Raw genomic sequence first — 17,188 nt, forward strand, 5'->3', positions numbered from 1 at the left:
CCTATCGTCCGAAGTATTCACGCAGGTGATCACCATCAAGCTCGTGCGGCTCACCCTGGTCATCGATCACCCGAACAAAGGCAGGCCTGGCGATTGGGTGCATGGACTCCACGCGGTAGTTCTGACCCTGGGTGAACGCTTGCTCGCCGCTATCGTCCATCAGAAGATTCTTGATGCACTTGAGTCTGGTGCCTGTCGAACAGTTCCACACGCGCTTGTCGGCGGCAGAGACCTCGGCCAGCGCCTCGTTAATTTCGGACTGTGTGAATTCATGTTCGCTCATGATTGTCACCTGCTCGTTCCTGTGGCCGAAAGTGATCCTATTTTACTGACCTTACCCGGGCTGGAGGGCGGGGGTTGGGGTGTGCCTGGGGGGCAAACCCTCGATGTTCTCTTTAGTCATCGCTATCGGTTTTGAACAACTCGTTTTGCCATGACGGGTAGGTTTTAAATATTGCTGCCACGACTGCTTCTTCATCGGCACCGGTTGCAAGGCCATGGCGAACCATATCGTCTAACCAGAACAGGAACACGTCGCGCTCAACCTTGCATTTGCCATGATGCTGCTCGATAGCGTCGGCAAGCTGATTGAGAAATTTGAGGGCCTCAATCTCTTCGCTCATGACATCTCCCCTTCAAAACTGGATGTTGTGTTCGATCAGTTGGCTAATGCCGCCACTTATCTCGAATAGTTAGGCCTGTTTGTAGAGTGGATCAACACCAAGTCAGGTGTGACGCCTCACGAAACGTGTCTCTACGCTCAGCACCATATGCTTGAGTTGAAAGTACATCTCGAAGCGATCATCTACTCGCATGATCGGCTTTGAGGTGCAAAGCAAATGCCATGGCTTTGGCCCCAGCGCAGTCAGAAAATCTGCCGCGGCCGCTGATAGCGCCGCATCAGTGATGGACTGATTGAAGAAAGCTGGTGTGAAGCTCATGGTCGAGTCAAATGTGTCCGCAATCTCATATCCCAGTTTGACGCGTTCGCTTCGGCGAGTCCTTGACTCGAACTGTTCAGGTTCAATTTCGCAGGCGATGCTGACAGGGGTTGGATGGTAGTTACCACCCTCGTTTCCTTCACCCAACGACAAGCCAACGTACCCAATTGGTTCCCAGCCCTGTGTGAGTTTCTCGAGCACTGCCGCGTATGACTCGAACGACTTGCGGTCATTGTTAAGCACGCTATTGCGAGGGCTCACATCCTTGTAGAAGGTGAGCACACTCTCGACCTCGAATGTGCCAAAGGCAGGCTTCACATTCAATTTCCATTCAAGCGGGCTGAAGGGTTTGAATGTGTGTTGGAGCAGGAGGTGCTTGCTCATCGGATTGGAGGGGGCCTCCCCGTCAGTGAGCATCACAAAGGCACCAGCCTTGACGCCGCCTTTCAGAATTTCCCCAGTCTGGGGATTGCGGGCGCTGATCTTGGCGAAGCCACTACCAGATATCGAGCAGCGCTTGTGCGGAGGGCGCTGAAATTTCCCGAAGTGGACGGACCACTCAGCAATCACGTCTCTCCAGACCTGGTCCTCGATCTGCAGCCTGTGGTTCGCGCAAACCATCACCTCCCGAATAACACGACTGAGCGTTTGGACGCTCGAGAGCGCGAATGATGCAGTTGGAAAGGGGATCTCGGCCGTCGAATGAGCGATTTCTGTTCGGATGTAGGCCGCTTTGACTGCGTCAATGATCTTCTCCTTATCCAGATCAGGCAGGTGTTTGCGCACAATACTGTCGAGTCGCTTCATGCCTATGGAGTGGGCCATAAAGCTGACGGTCGGATTTTGCAGTGCCAGGCTTTGCGCGAAGACTCGAACTTGCTTCATCTGCAGCAGGAGCTCAGGAGGATACTCAAACTGAAAAGTATCGACTTTCAGCGCGTCATCGGGACAGAGCCAAATGCCGTTCGATTCTGCTCTGATCTCCTTGTCAGTAAGGCCAACTGGTGGTCTTGGGCCCCCGGGAGAAGCTGCGTAGATGTGCGCAGCGATCGCTACCCCTTTCACACCAACGGAACCGTCGCTTTTGACTTCGGGACCAATGGTGACCTTGGGGCAATCATAGAAAGAACACATATGGCCCGCGTTGCCCGCAAGGATAATGCGCGTGGCCTGTAAAAAATTGACACGTCGTGACTTAGACATCCGTCAACTACTCTGAGTGGGGTAGAAATGCGTTGAAAAATGCGCCGCCGAGGTCTCGCTCACTGGATCAGTTTGAGGTCCAGTCGGAGGGTACTCGCGACTATGCGAACAGGTGAGCCAGACCCGCAACCGTAAAGCTCAGACCTACGAGGAGCGCAACTCTGAAGCGCGTCTGGTAAGGACGATAGTGGGCGCTTTCAATCTTCGAAAAATCGGCTTCTCCGATGCCTGCATCGCTTCTCGCGTACAAAGCGCTTTGGAGATTGCGCCTGGATTTTTCAGGGTCCCGCTTCGCCTCAACGTAGCGTGAATAGTTCCAGTACGAAATCCCAAGTGCTGTTGCGCACAGAGTCCATATCACTGATTGGATGAACAATACGGATGTCACGTTGCTCCTACCTCCTTGACCACAAATCCTATTTGTCTTCAACTGCCCGCAATGCCGCCTTGATGGTGTCGCGCCGGGTTGTCGCGCAACAGTTGATACTGTGAGACGGCCTTGCCGGCGGGGGTTTCCACTTCGCCATACCTCTATCGGCCCAACGTTTGACTGCCGGGCCTGGTGTGTACCTGGGCAGGGTCAGACCTTCACTGGGGATGTCAGAATGTTCGGATCGAGCACGATCAAGATCGGATAAGTCACCCCATACTGCCGTTCGTTGCCAGCAACAGCTTGATAGCCAGCTGCAATCGAAGCATCGACGATATCTTCAATGCAGTCCCGCGTCGTCTGCTGCATTAGATTCCATGCACGCAAGCCGGCAGCAGTTTCACGCTGATAAAGAGCGAGATGCGCCATCTGTGCCATCTGCAGGTCTCCGGGCCGAACCGCATACTTCATGATCTCACCTGTCCTCCAGCCATTTTCCCAGTACTCCTGGTACTCAGCTTGGATATTGCCCTTACCCGGACGGCGGCTTACAACGAGCTGACGCAGTTGTTCCGATTCCTGAGGTGTGCACGTCACTCCTGGGTCAGAGATATCAAGCACATGTGCCCCCGGTTTAAGAGTTGCCTGATACACGTTGGGCCTAGCATTGGGCCCTCCAGCGCTCCCCACAGCGAACTCACGATTTTTCGTGAAAAATAAGCCTTTGTGGAGCGGTGAGCGCCCCTTTAGGACGCCACGTTCAGTCAAGGTCCACTGAGTGATGGTAGAAGGTGTCCCATGTAGCCAGTCTGTGCAGATGTTCACTGTTCTTTCCTTATCCTAGAAGCTCCGGCGAGCCGGAGCGACCTCGTCAAAATTACTCGACCGGCTTGAACTCATACCGAGTAATCGCGAAACCATCACCCTCTGACAGAACCTCGAAATCGTACCCGAGCTGCCGAGCCATAGCTCGGAACGCAGTGATCTCTTCATCGTCTAGGTTGCTCTTGGCTCCCTGGTAGGTCTTGCCGATCTCGCGAATGCGATGCTCGATCAGACCCAACACGGATTCGGCATATTCAGATGGGACGGTGATCTGCTTATTGCTCATGCGGTGCCCTTATGTCGTGAAGGTTGAACAGCGGAGCTCCAAAAGTAGAATTCCGCTACTGCCAAAGCCCCACGATCGCAGGGCTTGAGTGTTCCGGGTGAAAATTTTCTACAGAAATACGGTGTCAGTGAGGGTCTTGCTACCATCAGCACCGAAGGTGGTCATCCGCATAAGCCGCGGCCAAAGCCCGTGGGCAATTCGCCATTATCACGCTGATATTATCAGCTCCGGGCAGAGTGCAAGCCGTCGATGCACACCTCACCTACAACGAATACACTCGCGATCCTGACTACCTGGGGAGCGTTGCATTGAACCTGTTCGATCTGTTGAAACTGTGGGAGCCGACGTTTTCGCCGGAACAGACCAAGGTCCACCTGGCCAGGTACAACGGCGAGGATCATCCGCTCGACGTGTTCATACAGGGCGGCTTCGACGTATGGCAGAGTCGGCAAAGCAATCGCAATTTTAAGCTGCCCTACGTGGTTTCGCTGATTCAGGCGGGCAGTCCAACCCGCTGGTTGTTTGCGGGTCTGTTTCGGACAATGGATTGTGTCGAAAGAGACGGCCCGAAGCCTGACTACATCTACACCCTGGAGCGTGTGCCGGCGGCCGAGGAGTGGGTAGGGCGGCTGTATCTGAGCAGCAGCTACACCAAACGTAACTCCTACCCGTATGGTCAAACGCTGGCAGGGGACTTGGCAGTGACTGAACTGCTGGCCGAACGCCTCAGCATTGGCCATTTTCCTGGCTTCAAAAAGGTCAACCTGACCAAAAGCCAACTCGATGTGGTGGTCCAGCAGAACGTTGATTCCTGGCGCTCAGCCCTTTCGAGTGTCAAGGGCATCTACCTGATCACCGATACCCATACCGGGAAGCTATACGTGGGCAAGGCCGACGGGGAGACCGGTATTTGGGGGCGCTGGTGTACATATTCGACGACCAGCCATGGCCACAACGTGGCGCTCAAGCGGGAGTTTGGAATTGATGCTCCGCCCGAACGCGAAAAGGATCTTCGATTCTCATTGCTGGAGATCGCAGACCTGCACGCGATGCCGGGGGAAATTGATGCGCGCGAGAGCCATTGGAAGGAAATCCTGCTGACCAGATCGCACGGATACAACCTCAATTAAGCATTATCAGTGCATTGGCAACGGGGTGGCGAAGCCCCCTCATTGTCCATTTAGAACACTGAACGGGTGCTCGATCCCCGTCAAAAATCCCAACACCCTATTACCCCATGCCATAAGCGGCTTGAGTCGCTTTCGAGCCCGAGGGAGACCCCTTGCATTTTGAAGAGTGGTGAGACACTAGGAACGAATGCAATGAGCCCCGGCGCTCTGCCAATCCCCATGCAGCACACATCAGATTTGGGGACCTGGTAAAGAGCGCGATGTTTTCAATGGCGGTGAGCGTGAGGAAGGGCAGAGGCCCTGCCTCTCGCGAACAGGGCATTGCATTCACCACCGATTCCCGAAGCATTGTTTGAACCCCGAGTAACGCTGATGAGTGCAATCGACAACCAAGAAATCATCAAAACTGGACGTACCCCAAATTTGACCGGTAGCACCCTTGCCCTGTTTCTAACCTTCGACGGTCACTGGTATCGCGTCCGCACCCGACTCGAAACGTTCGGCAGATTCAAACGCCGTGAACGCGCGGAACAGCTCTTTCTGAGTTGCGAGGTGGTTGCGTGAGCCGCCATCACTGCCAAGTGGTTCTATTGGCAGGTAAAGCCATTGACAGTAGCGGCTGGCCTACTTCCCAAAGCACGGTATGCGAGAAGTGCCAAGGCTGCGAAAGCTATTCGGCAAACATGGGTCTGGCCTCCGGTAGCGTTGAACTGATGGCAATGGACGCTGGACAAAAGCTTGCCTTGGTCTGGAGCTGCCCTGGCTGCGGTGTTTCAGTCAGCGAATCGACGACGCCGTTGGCTTCGATCGAAGCGTCCCTGCTCGTTGAGAAGGACCCGCTCTGCTGGCGATGCCGAAACTGATCTTTGGCCGGCTCGCCGAGTCACTATGCTATTGGATGCCCCGAATCATTCGCCGATGACTCCATCCGTGCAAACACTTTTTGCCTGAGCCCCGGGCGCACCTCTACTATCCTGATCTGCGCCTCGATGCGCACTCGACCAGACAAAGTAAACAGGACGCCAGAAAGATGACCACTCAGCGTTTCGCAAAGTCACAGATGGACACCTTCTATCCTCAAGCACCTGCAGAGTTGCAAACGGAGTGCATCGTCGAGATGTCGCCCCAGCAGCTGATCGTCAAATACATGAACGACGGCGAGCTCGTTGAGTACATCGGAGAAATGGAGGGAGAGGGGCATTACCTCATCAGGGGTAAAGGGTTCGAGGCGAGCGGCACACTGCACCTGGCGGATGGTCGCCGACTGGAAGGCAGTTGGAAGGAGGGCCAACAGTATGGGATGTGGCGCATCTTCCTGGAGACAGAGGATTAATCGACTGATCGGCGCTGCTCAAACGAGAGCGCCCTCGGCGAGACGATGAATCCGCAGCGGTCGCGCGCGGGCCGATACCGGCGGCGCCGGCTGCACATACAACTGACTGTTGTGCCAGACTACTGGATTCGTTGTTTATGCGGTCCGGAAAGTACTCAGGAAGAGCCAATGCGAGATGGACTGATCACCCAGCCTGATGCAGGCGCAGCTCCCGCGGCATTGACGGCCTACCGAAAAACCATCGACCGCCTGCCCGGCGATGTCGTCTCTCTTAAGGTCACGCACCCCGCCATCACTGAAACTGGCCGCCCGCTGCTGCCAGTTGCCCGGGTGCGGCTGATTTCCGAGGTCCGCTGAATGCCGCAATTCGTCCAAAATGGCCCCTACATTCCCGAGCGTTTGCTGCAGGCACACGAGGAAGGGCGCGTGGTGTTCTTCTGTGGGGCAGGCATCTCCTACCCTGCACGCCTGCCAGGGTTCCGCGGCCTTGTGGAGGAGCTGTATCGACGCCTTGAACCCAATGCGAGCGGGGTGCAGAAACTGGCAATCAAGTCCAAGCAATACGACACCGCCGTCGGACTGCTGGAGGCAGTAGTAGGGCGTGAGAGAGTTCGGCGGACTATGGCGAGCATTCTCACGCCAGACCTGAGCTCGCCCAAGGCAACCGCAACCCACAAGGCCTTGTTGAACCTTGGCAGGACTCGTGATGGGCGCACTCGGTTGATCACTACCAACTTCGACCGTTTGTTTGAAGAGGCGAAGCCGGCGGCGTCATTTCCGGTCCATGTCTTTCAAGCCCCCCTGTTACCCGTGCCAAAAAATCGGTGGGACGGGTTGGTGTATCTTCATGGCCTACTGAGCGAAGCACCCACAGCAAGTGAACTGGATCACCTGGTGATTTCCAGCGGTGATTTTGGTCTGGCGTACCTCACTGAGCGATGGGCCGCAGGATTCGTCAGCGAGCTGTTCCGCAATTACACCGTCTGTTTCGTGGGTTATAGCATCACCGACCCAGTTCTTCGTTACATGATGGATGCTCTCGCTGCCGATCGCCTGCTCGGTGAATCCTCCCCGGAGATGTTCGCGTTTGGCAGTTACTCTCAAGGCGGGGAGGAAGATCGCGCCAACGAGTGGGAGGCCAAGAACGTCACGCCGATACTCTACAAGGAACACCGCCGTCATGCGTACCTGCACAAGACTCTGCAGGCATGGGCGGAAACCTACCGCGACGGCGTACGCGGCAAGGAGCGCATCGTTGTTGAAAGCGCGATTGCTCGCCCTCTGGCAAGTACCAAGGAGGATGATTTCGTGGGCCGCCTGCTTTGGGCGTTGAGTGACCGACTCGGCCTACCTGCCAAGCGTTTTGCCGATCTGGAGCCGGTGCCTTCCCTGGATTGGCTAACGCCGTTGAGTGAGGCCCGCTTCGGCCATATCGACCTGGCCCGGTATGGCGTTCCTCCGAATACCCGCTTGGATAAAAAGCTTGCCTTCAGCTTGATGCGTAGGCCCTTGCCTTACCCGCTGGCGCCCTTCATGAGCGTGGTAGAAAGCGACGGTGTCAGCGGTCAATGGGATGCGGTGATGGGGCATTTGGCGCGGTGGATGACTCGCCACCTGGATGATCCTGCATTGTTGCTTTGGATCATCAATTGGGGCGGCCGTTTGCACGTCAATTTTTCCTCAGGGATCGAGCACAGCTTAGAACAGCTGGCCACACTCGAGCGCGAAGGTAAAACCGACGAACTGGCCCGCATGCGAGCCGGTGCTCCCAATGCGGTACCCGGGCCTCTGATGCGTACGCTTTGGCGGCTGCTGCTCGGTGGCCGCGTCAAAGTCGGTCCGCGGGCACTCGATTTTTACCGTTGGCGAAACCGATTCAATCGTGATGGGCTTACATCTTCCCTGCGTCTGGAGCTCAGGGAGTTACTGTCGCCACGTGTTTCGTTGCGTGCGCCGTACGGCTCATCCGACGAGTCTGAAGGCCACGAGCAACAACGACTCAGGGATTTGGTTGGATGGGAGATCGTCTTGGTGGCGGATGACGTCCATTCCAACCTGAAGGATCTTTCGGGTAACGAACGCTGGAATGGAGCACTTCCTGGTCTGCTCACCGACTCCACGGGTTTGTTGCGAGACGCGCTCGACCTGATGAGGGAGCTGGGGGGCGCTGATGATCGGCGTGACAACTCGTACACGCAGCAGCCATCTATCGATGTGCACCCACAGAACAACGACTACAACGACTGGACAGCGCTCATCGAGCTGACGCGGGATGCCTGGCTGGCCACGGCTGCGGTTTCCCCAGAGCGCGCAGCCCTCGAGGCGGAGCTCTGGTGGACCATCCAATATCCTCTTTTCAAGCGCCTGGCTTTTTTTGCTGCAACGAAAGGGGATGTCATAGGCAGTCGCCGTGCTCTTGACTGGCTGTTAGCGGATGATCATTGGTGGCTTTGGTCGTTGGAGACTGAGCGTGAATCCACACGCTTGCTCGTTGCCCTAGCGGAGAAGTGCGATCCTGAGATGGTCCTGGAGCTTGAACGCGCCATTCTTGCCGGCCCGTCTCTCACGATGTTTGATGACGGCGCCGATCCCGACCGACTGGCTCGTGTTCTGGATAGGGAGGTATGGCAGCGGCTGGCTAAGGTCGCCGGCGCCGGCGCCACGTTGAGCGCGGTTGCGCAGGAGCGCCTGGATGCGCTCAGCCGGCAGTACCCGGAGTGGGAGTTGACGCAAGATCAAAGCGATGAGTTTCCATACTGGAGCGGAAGCGGCGATGACTGGCGAAAATTCACTGCCACACCACGCCGACGCGGTGAATTGATCCAATGGCTAAAGCAACATCCAGATGCCGATTACTTCCAGCAGGATGATTGGCGGGAGCGTTGCCGCGACAACTTTGCAACTACGGCCTGCGCCCTGTGGGCCTTGGCGCAAGAGAATTTTTGGCCGGCAAGCCGCTGGCGCGAGGCGCTGCAGGCATGGTCAGAGGGCAAGCACGTCTCACGCGCCTGGCGATATATGGCACCCATATTGGCTGGGGCACCGGATGAGGCCATGGCGTCCCTAACTCACGGTGTGAGCTCTTGGCTGAGGACCATCGCTAAAACCTTTGTTGGGCACGAGGAGGAATTCTTCACGCTCGGGCATCGCGTCCTGGAACTGCACAGCCGCGACGGCAGTGAGACGGACGACCCCGTTGGACGAGCCATCAATCATCCCGTGGGGCACGTTACTGAGGCGCTGCTCCAATGGTGGTACCGGCAGTCACTGGAGGACGGCAAAGGGTTGCCTGTCGAACTTAAGCCCACGTTTACCGAACTCTGCGATGACAGGATTGAAAAATATCGGCATGGGCGTGTCTTGCTCGCGGCCCATGTTATTGCATTGTTCCGGGTTGACCCTGACTGGGCCACGGAACACTTGCTGTCTCACTTTGAATGGCAGCTCTCCGAGCATGAAGCTCGCGCGGCTTGGGAGGGATTTTTGTGGTCACCCCGTCTATACCGCCCTCTGATGGAGGTGCTGAAGCGCTCGTTTCTGGATTCCGCTCATCACTATGAAGCGTTGGGCAAACATCGCGTGCAATACGCCTCACTTTTGACCTATGCCGCACTGGATCCGGGCGATACATTCACGTCCTCCGAGCTTGCTGGCGCTGTCCGCGCACTTCCTCCAGAAGGATTGCGGTACGCCGCAAATACGTTGGTAAATGCTCAGGAAGGAGCGGGCGATCAACGTGCGGACTACTGGGCGAACCGGGTGGCTCCCTTTATCAACAACCTCTGGCCAAAAGGCCAGGACGTTATGACGCCGGTGATTGCCGAAACCCTGGCCCGCTTGTGTGTAGCGGCGGGCAGCGCATTCCCTGAGGCTATGGAGATGCTTCGTGCGTGGCTACAGCCATTGGGCCACCCAGACACCGCGGTGCGTATGCTTCATAAAGCGGACCTCTGCAGGATTTTCCCTGAACACGCCTTGGATTTTTTGAGCTTGGCGATTGGCGAGCAAACCCAGTGGCCACCCACCGATCTTTCCAAGTGTCTGGAAGCCATCCGAACCGCTGCGCCTGCGGTGGAGGAGGATCCACGCTACGAGCAGTTGCTGAATTACCTACGCGTGCATGGGGGGGGATGACAAATGCTGTGGCCAATCGCAAGACTGCGAGCAGCTAAGTGAAATCGGCCAATTCTGGATAGCCACCGCAATAACCTTGCCGCTGCGACGCAACAAAATCGGCAATCCGGAATAGTGGGCTAAAAGAACGTCAATGGTGATCGCGGATTTCGCCCGCGAGGAACGGGGCGCAAGTGGCGCCCAGCCGCCTTGCACCTTGAGCAGGGTTCACCGGTAACTCCCATAAATCTGCTGGAATAGCTCGGCATACCCACTCCGATCCCCATCGAGTTCCGCTGCCCATTCTGCGCGGGCCTTAGTCAACTCTTCAGATTCGAATGAGTAAACCACTTGGTATGGGCACTTCAGGTCCAGCATTTCACCCAAGCTGGTCAATCGGACATAGGGCCCCTTCGGACAAACTTGAGCGCGTGTCGTCTGCAGGCCATCAAGGTTGTACATAATGGCCATGTGCGCATGACCCCTGACGCCAGGGCGTTCAACCACCTCCCATGCCAGGTCTAGATCGCCCAGTTCTAACTTCTGAGCATCAAGGTAGGAGCCGAACACTGCGAGGCGCGTAACCCAGTAGTAAGGGGCTTCAGGAGGCAGAGCATTCAAGGCCGCCGCCGCTGCCACCGTTTTGCTAACTAGGGTATCTGCCTTCTTTCGAGGCAGGGGCTTGCCGAACCTGGCGCGCGCCAGCTCATCCATGCGGTCGGTGGGTCGGTCCCCCTCAGGTGTCGTTTCGATGAATCCCTCCGCGACAAGTTGCTCCCACGTTAGCCGAGCTTCAGCGAGGCTCACCCCAAGCACGACTGCCAAGTCGTAGAGCTTTGCGGACTGCATGTCGGCGAGCTTGGCTGCGGCCGCACGCAGCAAGGGACCGTTCACGCCAGCGTAAGGCCCGTAGGGCAAGAGCAGCGTCATCTGGCCTCCTGCGACGGAGGTATTCCGCCCACAGCATCGTCGTCGGCTTTGAGGTCGTGATACTCGAGCTTTAGGTCCGAGTCGTCGGAACCTACTCGTTGGGTGCCGTTGGCCGCCAAGATGAATGTGCGCCGGTCCGACCAAAGTCGATCATGGGGATGGGGCGAGCCACCGTCGAAACTCCAGCGAATCCACTGGCCGTTCAACAGACGGCGCTCGATGTGATCTGAACCTTCAGTGGGAAAGGGCCGAACTTGCGCCGTGCCGATTTGATGAGTGGCGTAGAGTTGGTAGCCGCTGAACATCCAGCACAGGTTGAGCTCATCGGGCGTGTTGTAGTGGAATCGGCTCCGCCTGAATGCAGTGTGCACGGCAGACATGCGATGTGCGGAGCGGTTCCCGAGACTTTTAAAGTTCAATGCTACGGGCAATTCCAGTCCCAAAAACACCCTGAGTGCTTCTGCTGCAACGGGCCCCTGCTGCTCGGGAGCTTGATACCCCGCCTGATTTGGGAGAGCTTTGGAATCCATGGAGCGCGGGGCAAACCCTAGGTTCACTTCCATTCTTTCGACCATGCGGGAGCGAGGCTCGAATAGGTCTATCCTGCCGTCCTCGTCTGACTGACTGTTTTGCCCCATCTCGTGCACAATCTTCGCGATCCAGACGGGATCATCAACTTCGAGTCGATCTGAGCCCCAAATAAGCGTGATTCGCTTAGGCAGGCGGGAGGATGCTCGTTGCATGCACCAACTCCGGTTCATGAGTTATAAGGATCGTCGAAGCTTAGTCTAATATTTGGTCTAAATGATGATTTGAACACCCCAAAAAGCCCGGCTAATAGCCGGGCTTTTTGGTTGGTCCTGGGTTAAAACAGGGAGGGGAACAGGAACTCGATGGAGTGCCTGGAGAGTTTCAGCGATACCGGTTTACGCCCGTCGAGGTTAATCAAGCCCTCGTCCGCCATCTGACTCAGCAGATTCCGGGTGGTGCGCTCGCTCATGTCCAGCTTGGCCTGGATGTCCGACCGTTGCATCGGGCCGTGGTACAGCAGGTCACGGTAAACATCCCTGGCCTCGATGCGCAGAATTGGCAAATCCACGCCGTTGGCGGTCGGGAATGCGCCCCGCTTACGCATCTCGAAGTAATAGTCGATGCGTTGGCTAAGCATGCGAGGCTCCAGAAGCGAGCTGAAGTAACGCACCTGCTCCAGTGCTGTCGCGATGAAGTACTCGGTGAATTTGAGCAGCCCGCTATCGGAGAGTTCGCCACGGCCGTCGAGGTCGCCTTTGCGGACGTGGTCGGCAGCTTTGAGAGCGGCATAGTACGCGTCGACGTCTCGCCCGAAGCCACGGCTGATCGTCCAGAGGCCATAACCCCCCAGGCCGGCAGCGCGCAGGTACTGATCCGTGAACAGGCGACCGGTACGGCCGTTGCCGTCCATAAACGGGTGGATCCACATCAGGCGGTGGTGCGCACCTGCAGCAGCCAGAATTGGGGTCATCCCGTGTAGCCAATCGAGGCGATACGCGCCTTCAAACCAATTCAGGTACGAGCCCATGGCCTCTGCGGACGGTGGGATGTGCTGGCCAACCTGCACACCACGGGTACGGAATTCGCCCGGGACAAGGCGAACAGTCTCGCCCTCTTCGTTGACCTTGATGTCCATGTGCTCCTCAGGCATCCCCACGTAGAACTCGCGGTGCATGCGCGCGATTGACGCGCGAGTGCAGATTGCAACCTCGTCTATTGGATCAATGGACAGCCGGCGCTGGGCCTCAATGTGGCGTTTGATTTCCATCAGATCTTCGGGTGCCTTTTCGCCGGTAGGTATTTCCTGGGCGCGCAGCACCTCTGCGGGCAGCGTCGGGTTGCCCTCGATCTTGTTGCTGTAGAACGAGTTCACCTGACGCAGTAGGTTGATCATGGGGAGGCGCAGCGGTTGAGGGATATTGGCATTAAGCGCAGCGTCGAGTTGCATGAGCTCAACCACGGCGTCCTGCAGGGCGCCTGGGGCTTTGTCTTGAGGTATGAAAGGTGATAATGCCATTTGCCGGTTCATCCATATGTCATGAGCCTTGTATTTCGAGGCTTAACCAAGTGATCGACAAAAAAAATTGCCGGTTCATTTGCCGTTTAATGTACCACTCCGCGACCGTTCCAGCACCCTGACCAGATGGGTGGACGCCAGATGACCTCAAACCCGGGAAATGAGGCGGAGACATGATTGAAAGCAGTACAGGCAAATGCAGCAAGACCTGGAAATGATTAACAACTCAAGCCTGGCTTTCAGCGGCCGAATCAGTGGAAGGGCGCGACGTTCGCGCCTGGGTGCAACGGTAAGCCGAGGAAACGATTCATGAAAATAATTTTTGCAGCCGCCTTGTTGTTGACTGCTGGTTACGCCCTGGCAGGTGTTCCACCTGGAATGCCAGCAACCGCGTCTGCGATGACCCCGCGTGACAATTGCTTCCAACGTCTGCGCGGTCATATCGACTCGTCCGCGCAGGAGCGTGGCTATCAGGTAACGGCGATGACTGAAGGGTATGGCGCCGAAATCGAGAATGGCGATTTCAAGTGCACGGCGAAATTTGAGCTGAAGGCAGCCGACGGCGTTAGCAAGAGTTCGCCATGGTTTGCATACGTGGTTTTTGCGAATGGTCGTGAGGCTGAAAGCAAGTCATCGGCTGATGAACTGCATGAAGCGTTGAAGGGGCTTTGAGGTCAAAAACCAGTACTCCTAACCGCCTCAATTTACGATGCGGTTGGGGTGCCAGTCTGTCAAAGTAGGTGTGTCAGAGTTACCACCGCACATTGTGGCCAGGATCCGTTAAAGCCCAATTAGTCTGGCTTACCGCCTCCTGTTGATGTGGTGGCGTGCGGCTTGTTTTTAGGTGGTTCTGGGTCGTCTACCTGGTCTGTTTGGATTTTAAGGGGTGGTTCAGGTGGAGGAGGCTTAGGTGGTTCAGGTTCAGGATCACGTCGAGGTTCAGGAGGTGGTTCTCCCTGAACTGAGGGGTTGGGAGATTGACCATCGGATACACCGGACCTCCGATCACTATCCGAACGGGGCTTTTCCAAAGGTAGGGCAAAAAGCATTGAGAGTAATGTGCCGAACACGGCGGAGAAGGCCACTGTGATGAACTGTCGCTGAGCCACCCTGAATCGATTAACGAGATGAAACTCGAATCCCGTTATCGATTGCGGAATATAGCCATCCCGCGGCCTTGGCTGGCCTGACCACACTAGTCGTGTAGTGTCGTAAGAATCGTCTTGTTTATCAATCCGTGACAGATTCCCCCCCTCCGTCAGCCTGTCAACGGGTGGTATCGCTGAGGCCAGGTCGAAAGCCGAATTTGCGTAAAGCAGCACGCCTCGCAAGGAAATCAGGCATCTGTTAGCGCTAGTGATGTCAGGCCAGAATTGCGGATCCCAATAGACGTCAGGGCATTGCAAATTCCGAGTTGAAAGCACAACTTGCGCCGCCCTCTCACCGAAACCGACATCGAGTGCGTCGTCGAAGAGGGTGAAATTGCCGGCTGGTGTTGTACCGTCTCCTGTGAGATGAACGACAAAATTTGAATAATTTCCCTCGGCCTTATGTAGTTTCCCATGAGCTCGAAGTGGAGGGGTATACGGGAACACATAGCCTTGAGGTGGGGTCGTCCCATCCGCTAACCGAAGCGTCAGGTTTGATATTTCGACTCCTGCCATCGGTGGTTCCTTGCACGTGGCGTGACCAGATGGGGTTGACTCAATGGTGAAAAAGAACAGATCCGGAGTCACATTCACCGTTGCTTGCACGTCAATGATCGAGTTACATGAGTCTTCGACAGAAATTTTAATGCGTGGAGCTGCCAAGCTCTTTGCCGACCCGATCTTTATCAGGTCGAGACCATTATTGACAACCAGGACCAGTAGCAATGAGCCGAGGGATCCCGCCGAAAGTAAAATCGCTTTTATACAGCGGCTTAAAGGCATTCTCGGTATCCCTGAAATGATGCTCATCAAGGGCTGTCGCGCTGTGGCCATGACTGCGAACAAATCTAGGCGCGCGAGACGTTCAAGCCAGTACCAGGATAGCGTCCAATGCAGCCTCCATGCCGCCGAACGCATTGACGATTCTGAGGAGGTGCTGACGATCCCGGACGATGATGCCAATCGCCCGTCGCCTCTGGCTCCACCGAATGCCGTCAGGAAAAGCTGTAGTTCGGATTAAAGCAGTTGTCCATTATGGTTCTCTTCGCTGGCGGTCATGTGGCGTGCAATTTCGCCCCGCGTAACGAGACGATCCGTCGGTACCGTCAGCCCGCCTTGGGCTACATCAGTAGGGCCCACCCTATTTTGTCCTCGTAAACTGACAGGGAATATATGACTCAACTGGAAGAAGCACCTCAGGAGATCGTCGAGACCTTCATTCCGACGATCTTTGAAAATGATGCGAAAGGGATTTTGTCTGATTTATTGGGGCAGCCTGGGCTCGCCATGCACTTCATGGGCTTCACAGAGGCCCAGACGATGCGGGCGATCCGCCAAGTCGTTGGCATCCTTGAAGAGTGTTATCGAGCTGGTCACCTGAAGATTGCAATCAGTCATGAAGACGGCCGTCTTTACGGCTATGCAATGTTTTTTGTGCATCCAGACCCTGCGATGTCCCGATATTTACACAAGATCTTTGTCTTCAAGGACTACAGAGGCCACGGCATAGGCAGTCAGTTGCTGGGCGGTGTTCTGAACTATTCGCAGGGCACCTGCCTACTCTGCAGCCACGATCTGATTCCGTTCTATGAGCGTGCGGGCTTGGAGTTCAAGGGCGGCTTCACGCCCCCGAGTGCACAGCAAGGCTTTGCCCTCACAAGGGACATGTACGCTGATCTCGCCTTAATGGGGAGCCCTGGGGCCGAAGGGGCAGCCCCGGTGTTCATGTTGAACGATGACGACATCAAGCAGCTTCTAGTCAGCTGACCCTCGAAGCTGCAGTGAGAAATGTCGTCATGGGCGTCGAGCCGGGTTAGGTGTGGGCCTAGCGCTCCAGCTGCTGAAGAGATGCCTCGTGGTCTACGGCAGCTTTGATATCGCGCACGGCGACCGCGAGGTCTTCACTGCTGCCCTCAACGTAGTCAGGCCATGGCGTGAAGGGCTGCTGAGAATCCTGATTGAATAGAACGCTAGTGGGGCAACGGTAGGCGAGGGGGCCAGTGTCTCTGAACTGCACTAGGGCGACCCCACTTGCGCATGCTTTCATGTCGCCCAGCTCGGCCTCATCGCGGAGAAGTTCAACGTTGGCAATGCCGTCATTGTCAGTGCTGAAAAAGGTTAGGTGCTTGTAGGCCGATAGCACTCCGACTGTGCCGGCGAGGAGAAGAATGACAAGACGACCGGAAGCCCAGAAGGCGAGTTTTCTGTCAGACCAGGCCTTACGTGCTCCGATGAGGGCTGTGACCAGAATGACCAGTGAGCCGGCAAGGAGCAGGTAGATCTGCCCGCGGCCACTGGTGGCATCGATCCGCACATTCTCACCGGTAAAGAGGACTCCGAGGACCACGGTCATTACCGGTGCGGTATAGGCTGCGGCCACCAGGATGGGGATCAAGGCAGCGGCCGGGTTGGGGCGAGCGCCTTCTGTGGTGCTCAAATACTCGAGCATCTGCAGCACTACTTTGTGGACTTTGACCATGGCGACAATCATCACCAGGGAACATAAGAGCAGGTACAGCATTGGAAATCCTTCCGCGGTGGATCTTGAGTGGAATGTCTAAGCCTTAAAGATGCCCAGTCGGCGCAATTGGCTGCGTTCTTCAGCCCTCGTCATGGCCTCATCAAACTGCCTTTCAGGCAGCCAATAATCCTCATCGCTGCGCGCTTGCGAGCCCGAAGTAAAGAGCCACGAATCGCTTGCCTTCCGGTAATACGGGCGAAGGGTGTAAACAGTCATAATCCCGTCCGGGCCGTGTCGTGCGACGACATAACGAGCGCCGTCCTCCGGCTCTCGGGAGTTTTCAAACTCCGGCAGTAGGTCTTCGGCGGTAACGTCGCGCCATGGGTCACGATTCATTTTTG

The 17,188-nt window shown here is 56.3% G+C and carries 17 protein-coding genes; 7 read left to right on the forward strand and 10 right to left on the reverse strand.

The features are described from left to right. Window position 1: 1 nt before the first annotated feature. The 5 genes from AC3I0A_RS29120 to AC3I0A_RS29140 all read right to left on the reverse strand — a co-directional run bounded on the left by AC3I0A_RS29120 (window position 2) and on the right by AC3I0A_RS29140 (window position 3,625). A complete protein-coding gene (locus AC3I0A_RS29120; protein ID WP_156320535.1) occupies window positions 2-283 on the reverse strand; it encodes a hypothetical protein in 282 nt (93 codons plus the stop codon). A gap of 112 nt (window positions 284-395) precedes the next feature. After that, window positions 396-623 (reverse strand): hypothetical protein, encoded by a 228-nt coding sequence (locus AC3I0A_RS29125; RefSeq protein WP_050683044.1) that lies wholly within the window; start codon window positions 621-623, stop codon window positions 396-398. 102 nt (window positions 624-725) lie between these two features. After that, window positions 726-2,144 (reverse strand): hypothetical protein, encoded by a 1,419-nt coding sequence (locus AC3I0A_RS29130; protein ID WP_050683043.1) that lies wholly within the window; start codon window positions 2,142-2,144, stop codon window positions 726-728. Between the two features lie 580 nt (window positions 2,145-2,724). Continuing rightward, complete coding sequence (locus tag AC3I0A_RS29135) at window positions 2,725-3,135, reverse strand: hypothetical protein (protein ID WP_156320534.1); 411 nt, start codon at window positions 3,133-3,135, stop codon at window positions 2,725-2,727. Window positions 3,136-3,391: 256 nt separating this feature from the next. Beyond that, the gene (locus AC3I0A_RS29140; protein WP_050683040.1) at window positions 3,392-3,625 is read right to left on the reverse strand and encodes a hypothetical protein; all 234 of its coding nucleotides are present in this window, start codon (window positions 3,623-3,625) and stop codon (window positions 3,392-3,394) included. A gap of 308 nt (window positions 3,626-3,933) precedes the next feature. On the opposite strand from AC3I0A_RS29140, the gene AC3I0A_RS29145 reads away from it, so the two are divergent. From AC3I0A_RS29145 to dsr1, 5 genes are all read left to right on the forward strand, one after another. Continuing rightward, window positions 3,934-4,755, forward strand: coding sequence for a GIY-YIG nuclease family protein (locus tag AC3I0A_RS29145; protein ID WP_050683059.1), 822 nt, complete (start codon window positions 3,934-3,936; stop codon window positions 4,753-4,755). Window positions 4,756-5,127: 372 nt separating this feature from the next. Then, window positions 5,128-5,319 (forward strand): hypothetical protein, encoded by a 192-nt coding sequence (locus AC3I0A_RS29150; protein WP_050683039.1) that lies wholly within the window; start codon window positions 5,128-5,130, stop codon window positions 5,317-5,319. Between the two features lie 466 nt (window positions 5,320-5,785). Then, window positions 5,786-6,088: a hypothetical protein gene (locus tag AC3I0A_RS29155; protein WP_050683038.1), complete on the forward strand. Its 303-nt coding sequence runs from the start codon at window positions 5,786-5,788 to the stop codon at window positions 6,086-6,088. Between the two features lie 168 nt (window positions 6,089-6,256). Continuing rightward, a complete protein-coding gene (locus AC3I0A_RS29160; protein WP_050683037.1) occupies window positions 6,257-6,445 on the forward strand; it encodes a hypothetical protein in 189 nt (62 codons plus the stop codon). Further along, window positions 6,446-10,222 (forward strand): anti-phage defense-associated sirtuin Dsr1, encoded by a 3,777-nt coding sequence (dsr1, locus tag AC3I0A_RS29165; protein ID WP_407004624.1) that lies wholly within the window; start codon window positions 6,446-6,448, stop codon window positions 10,220-10,222. A 207-nt stretch (window positions 10,223-10,429) separates the two neighbouring features. On the opposite strand, the gene AC3I0A_RS29170 is transcribed toward dsr1, so the two are convergent. The 3 genes from AC3I0A_RS29170 to AC3I0A_RS29180 form a co-directional block, all read right to left on the reverse strand. Beyond that, a complete protein-coding gene (locus AC3I0A_RS29170) occupies window positions 10,430-11,131 on the reverse strand; it encodes a hypothetical protein (RefSeq protein WP_407004625.1) in 702 nt (233 codons plus the stop codon). Next, the gene (locus AC3I0A_RS29175) at window positions 11,128-11,874 is read right to left on the reverse strand and encodes a hypothetical protein (RefSeq protein ID WP_407004626.1); all 747 of its coding nucleotides are present in this window, start codon (window positions 11,872-11,874) and stop codon (window positions 11,128-11,130) included. The genes AC3I0A_RS29170 and AC3I0A_RS29175 overlap by 4 nt, the downstream gene beginning before the upstream one ends. A 122-nt stretch (window positions 11,875-11,996) precedes the next feature. Beyond that, window positions 11,997-13,178: a Fic family protein gene (locus AC3I0A_RS29180; RefSeq protein WP_407004627.1), complete on the reverse strand. Its 1,182-nt coding sequence runs from the start codon at window positions 13,176-13,178 to the stop codon at window positions 11,997-11,999. Between the two features lie 309 nt (window positions 13,179-13,487). Here AC3I0A_RS29180 and AC3I0A_RS29185 point away from each other — a divergent pair, with 309 nt between their 5' ends. Together AC3I0A_RS29185 and AC3I0A_RS29190 are read left to right on the forward strand one after the other, a co-directional pair. Continuing rightward, window positions 13,488-13,850 carry a hypothetical protein gene (locus tag AC3I0A_RS29185; protein ID WP_407004628.1) on the forward strand — a complete coding sequence of 121 codons (363 nt, stop codon included), beginning with the start codon at window positions 13,488-13,490 and terminating at the stop codon, window positions 13,848-13,850. 1,649 nt (window positions 13,851-15,499) lie between these two features. Further along, window positions 15,500-16,093, forward strand: coding sequence for a GNAT family N-acetyltransferase (locus tag AC3I0A_RS29190; RefSeq protein WP_407004629.1), 594 nt, complete (start codon window positions 15,500-15,502; stop codon window positions 16,091-16,093). A 58-nt stretch (window positions 16,094-16,151) separates the two neighbouring features. On the opposite strand, the gene AC3I0A_RS29195 is transcribed toward AC3I0A_RS29190, so the two are convergent. Both AC3I0A_RS29195 and AC3I0A_RS29200 read right to left on the reverse strand, forming a co-directional pair. After that, a complete protein-coding gene (locus tag AC3I0A_RS29195; protein ID WP_407004630.1) occupies window positions 16,152-16,847 on the reverse strand; it encodes a hypothetical protein in 696 nt (231 codons plus the stop codon). A 36-nt stretch (window positions 16,848-16,883) separates the two neighbouring features. Further along, window positions 16,884-17,183: a hypothetical protein gene (locus tag AC3I0A_RS29200; RefSeq protein WP_103403799.1), complete on the reverse strand. Its 300-nt coding sequence runs from the start codon at window positions 17,181-17,183 to the stop codon at window positions 16,884-16,886. Window positions 17,184-17,188 lie beyond the last annotated feature (5 nt).

It is taken from the genome of Pseudomonas sp. KH_024_B2, assembly GCF_057839965.1.

What these genes read in the sequence shown, in the direction of transcription:
- AC3I0A_RS29120 (WP_156320535.1), bottom strand. Translation starts at nt 283, where the DNA reads ATGAGCGAACATGAATTCACACAGTCCGAAATTAACGAGGCGCTGGCC.
- AC3I0A_RS29125 (WP_050683044.1), bottom strand. Translation starts at nt 623, where the DNA reads ATGAGCGAAGAGATTGAGGCCCTCAAATTTCTCAATCAGCTTGCCGAC.
- AC3I0A_RS29130 (WP_050683043.1), bottom strand. Translation starts at nt 2,144, where the DNA reads ATGTCTAAGTCACGACGTGTCAATTTTTTACAGGCCACGCGCATTATC.
- AC3I0A_RS29140 (WP_050683040.1), bottom strand. Translation starts at nt 3,625, where the DNA reads ATGAGCAATAAGCAGATCACCGTCCCATCTGAATATGCCGAATCCGTG.
- AC3I0A_RS29150 (WP_050683039.1), top strand. Translation starts at nt 5,128, where the DNA reads ATGAGTGCAATCGACAACCAAGAAATCATCAAAACTGGACGTACCCCA.
- AC3I0A_RS29155 (WP_050683038.1), top strand. Translation starts at nt 5,786, where the DNA reads ATGACCACTCAGCGTTTCGCAAAGTCACAGATGGACACCTTCTATCCT.
- AC3I0A_RS29160 (WP_050683037.1), top strand. Translation starts at nt 6,257, where the DNA reads ATGCGAGATGGACTGATCACCCAGCCTGATGCAGGCGCAGCTCCCGCG.
- dsr1 (WP_407004624.1), top strand. Translation starts at nt 6,446, where the DNA reads ATGCCGCAATTCGTCCAAAATGGCCCCTACATTCCCGAGCGTTTGCTG.
- AC3I0A_RS29170 (WP_407004625.1), bottom strand. Translation starts at nt 11,131, where the DNA reads ATGACGCTGCTCTTGCCCTACGGGCCTTACGCTGGCGTGAACGGTCCC.
- AC3I0A_RS29175 (WP_407004626.1), bottom strand. Translation starts at nt 11,874, where the DNA reads ATGCAACGAGCATCCTCCCGCCTGCCTAAGCGAATCACGCTTATTTGG.
- AC3I0A_RS29180 (WP_407004627.1), bottom strand. Translation starts at nt 13,178, where the DNA reads ATGGCATTATCACCTTTCATACCTCAAGACAAAGCCCCAGGCGCCCTG.
- AC3I0A_RS29185 (WP_407004628.1), top strand. Translation starts at nt 13,488, where the DNA reads ATGAAAATAATTTTTGCAGCCGCCTTGTTGTTGACTGCTGGTTACGCC.
- AC3I0A_RS29190 (WP_407004629.1), top strand. Translation starts at nt 15,500, where the DNA reads ATGACTCAACTGGAAGAAGCACCTCAGGAGATCGTCGAGACCTTCATT.
- AC3I0A_RS29195 (WP_407004630.1), bottom strand. Translation starts at nt 16,847, where the DNA reads ATGCTGTACCTGCTCTTATGTTCCCTGGTGATGATTGTCGCCATGGTC.
- AC3I0A_RS29200 (WP_103403799.1), bottom strand. Translation starts at nt 17,183, where the DNA reads ATGAATCGTGACCCATGGCGCGACGTTACCGCCGAAGACCTACTGCCG.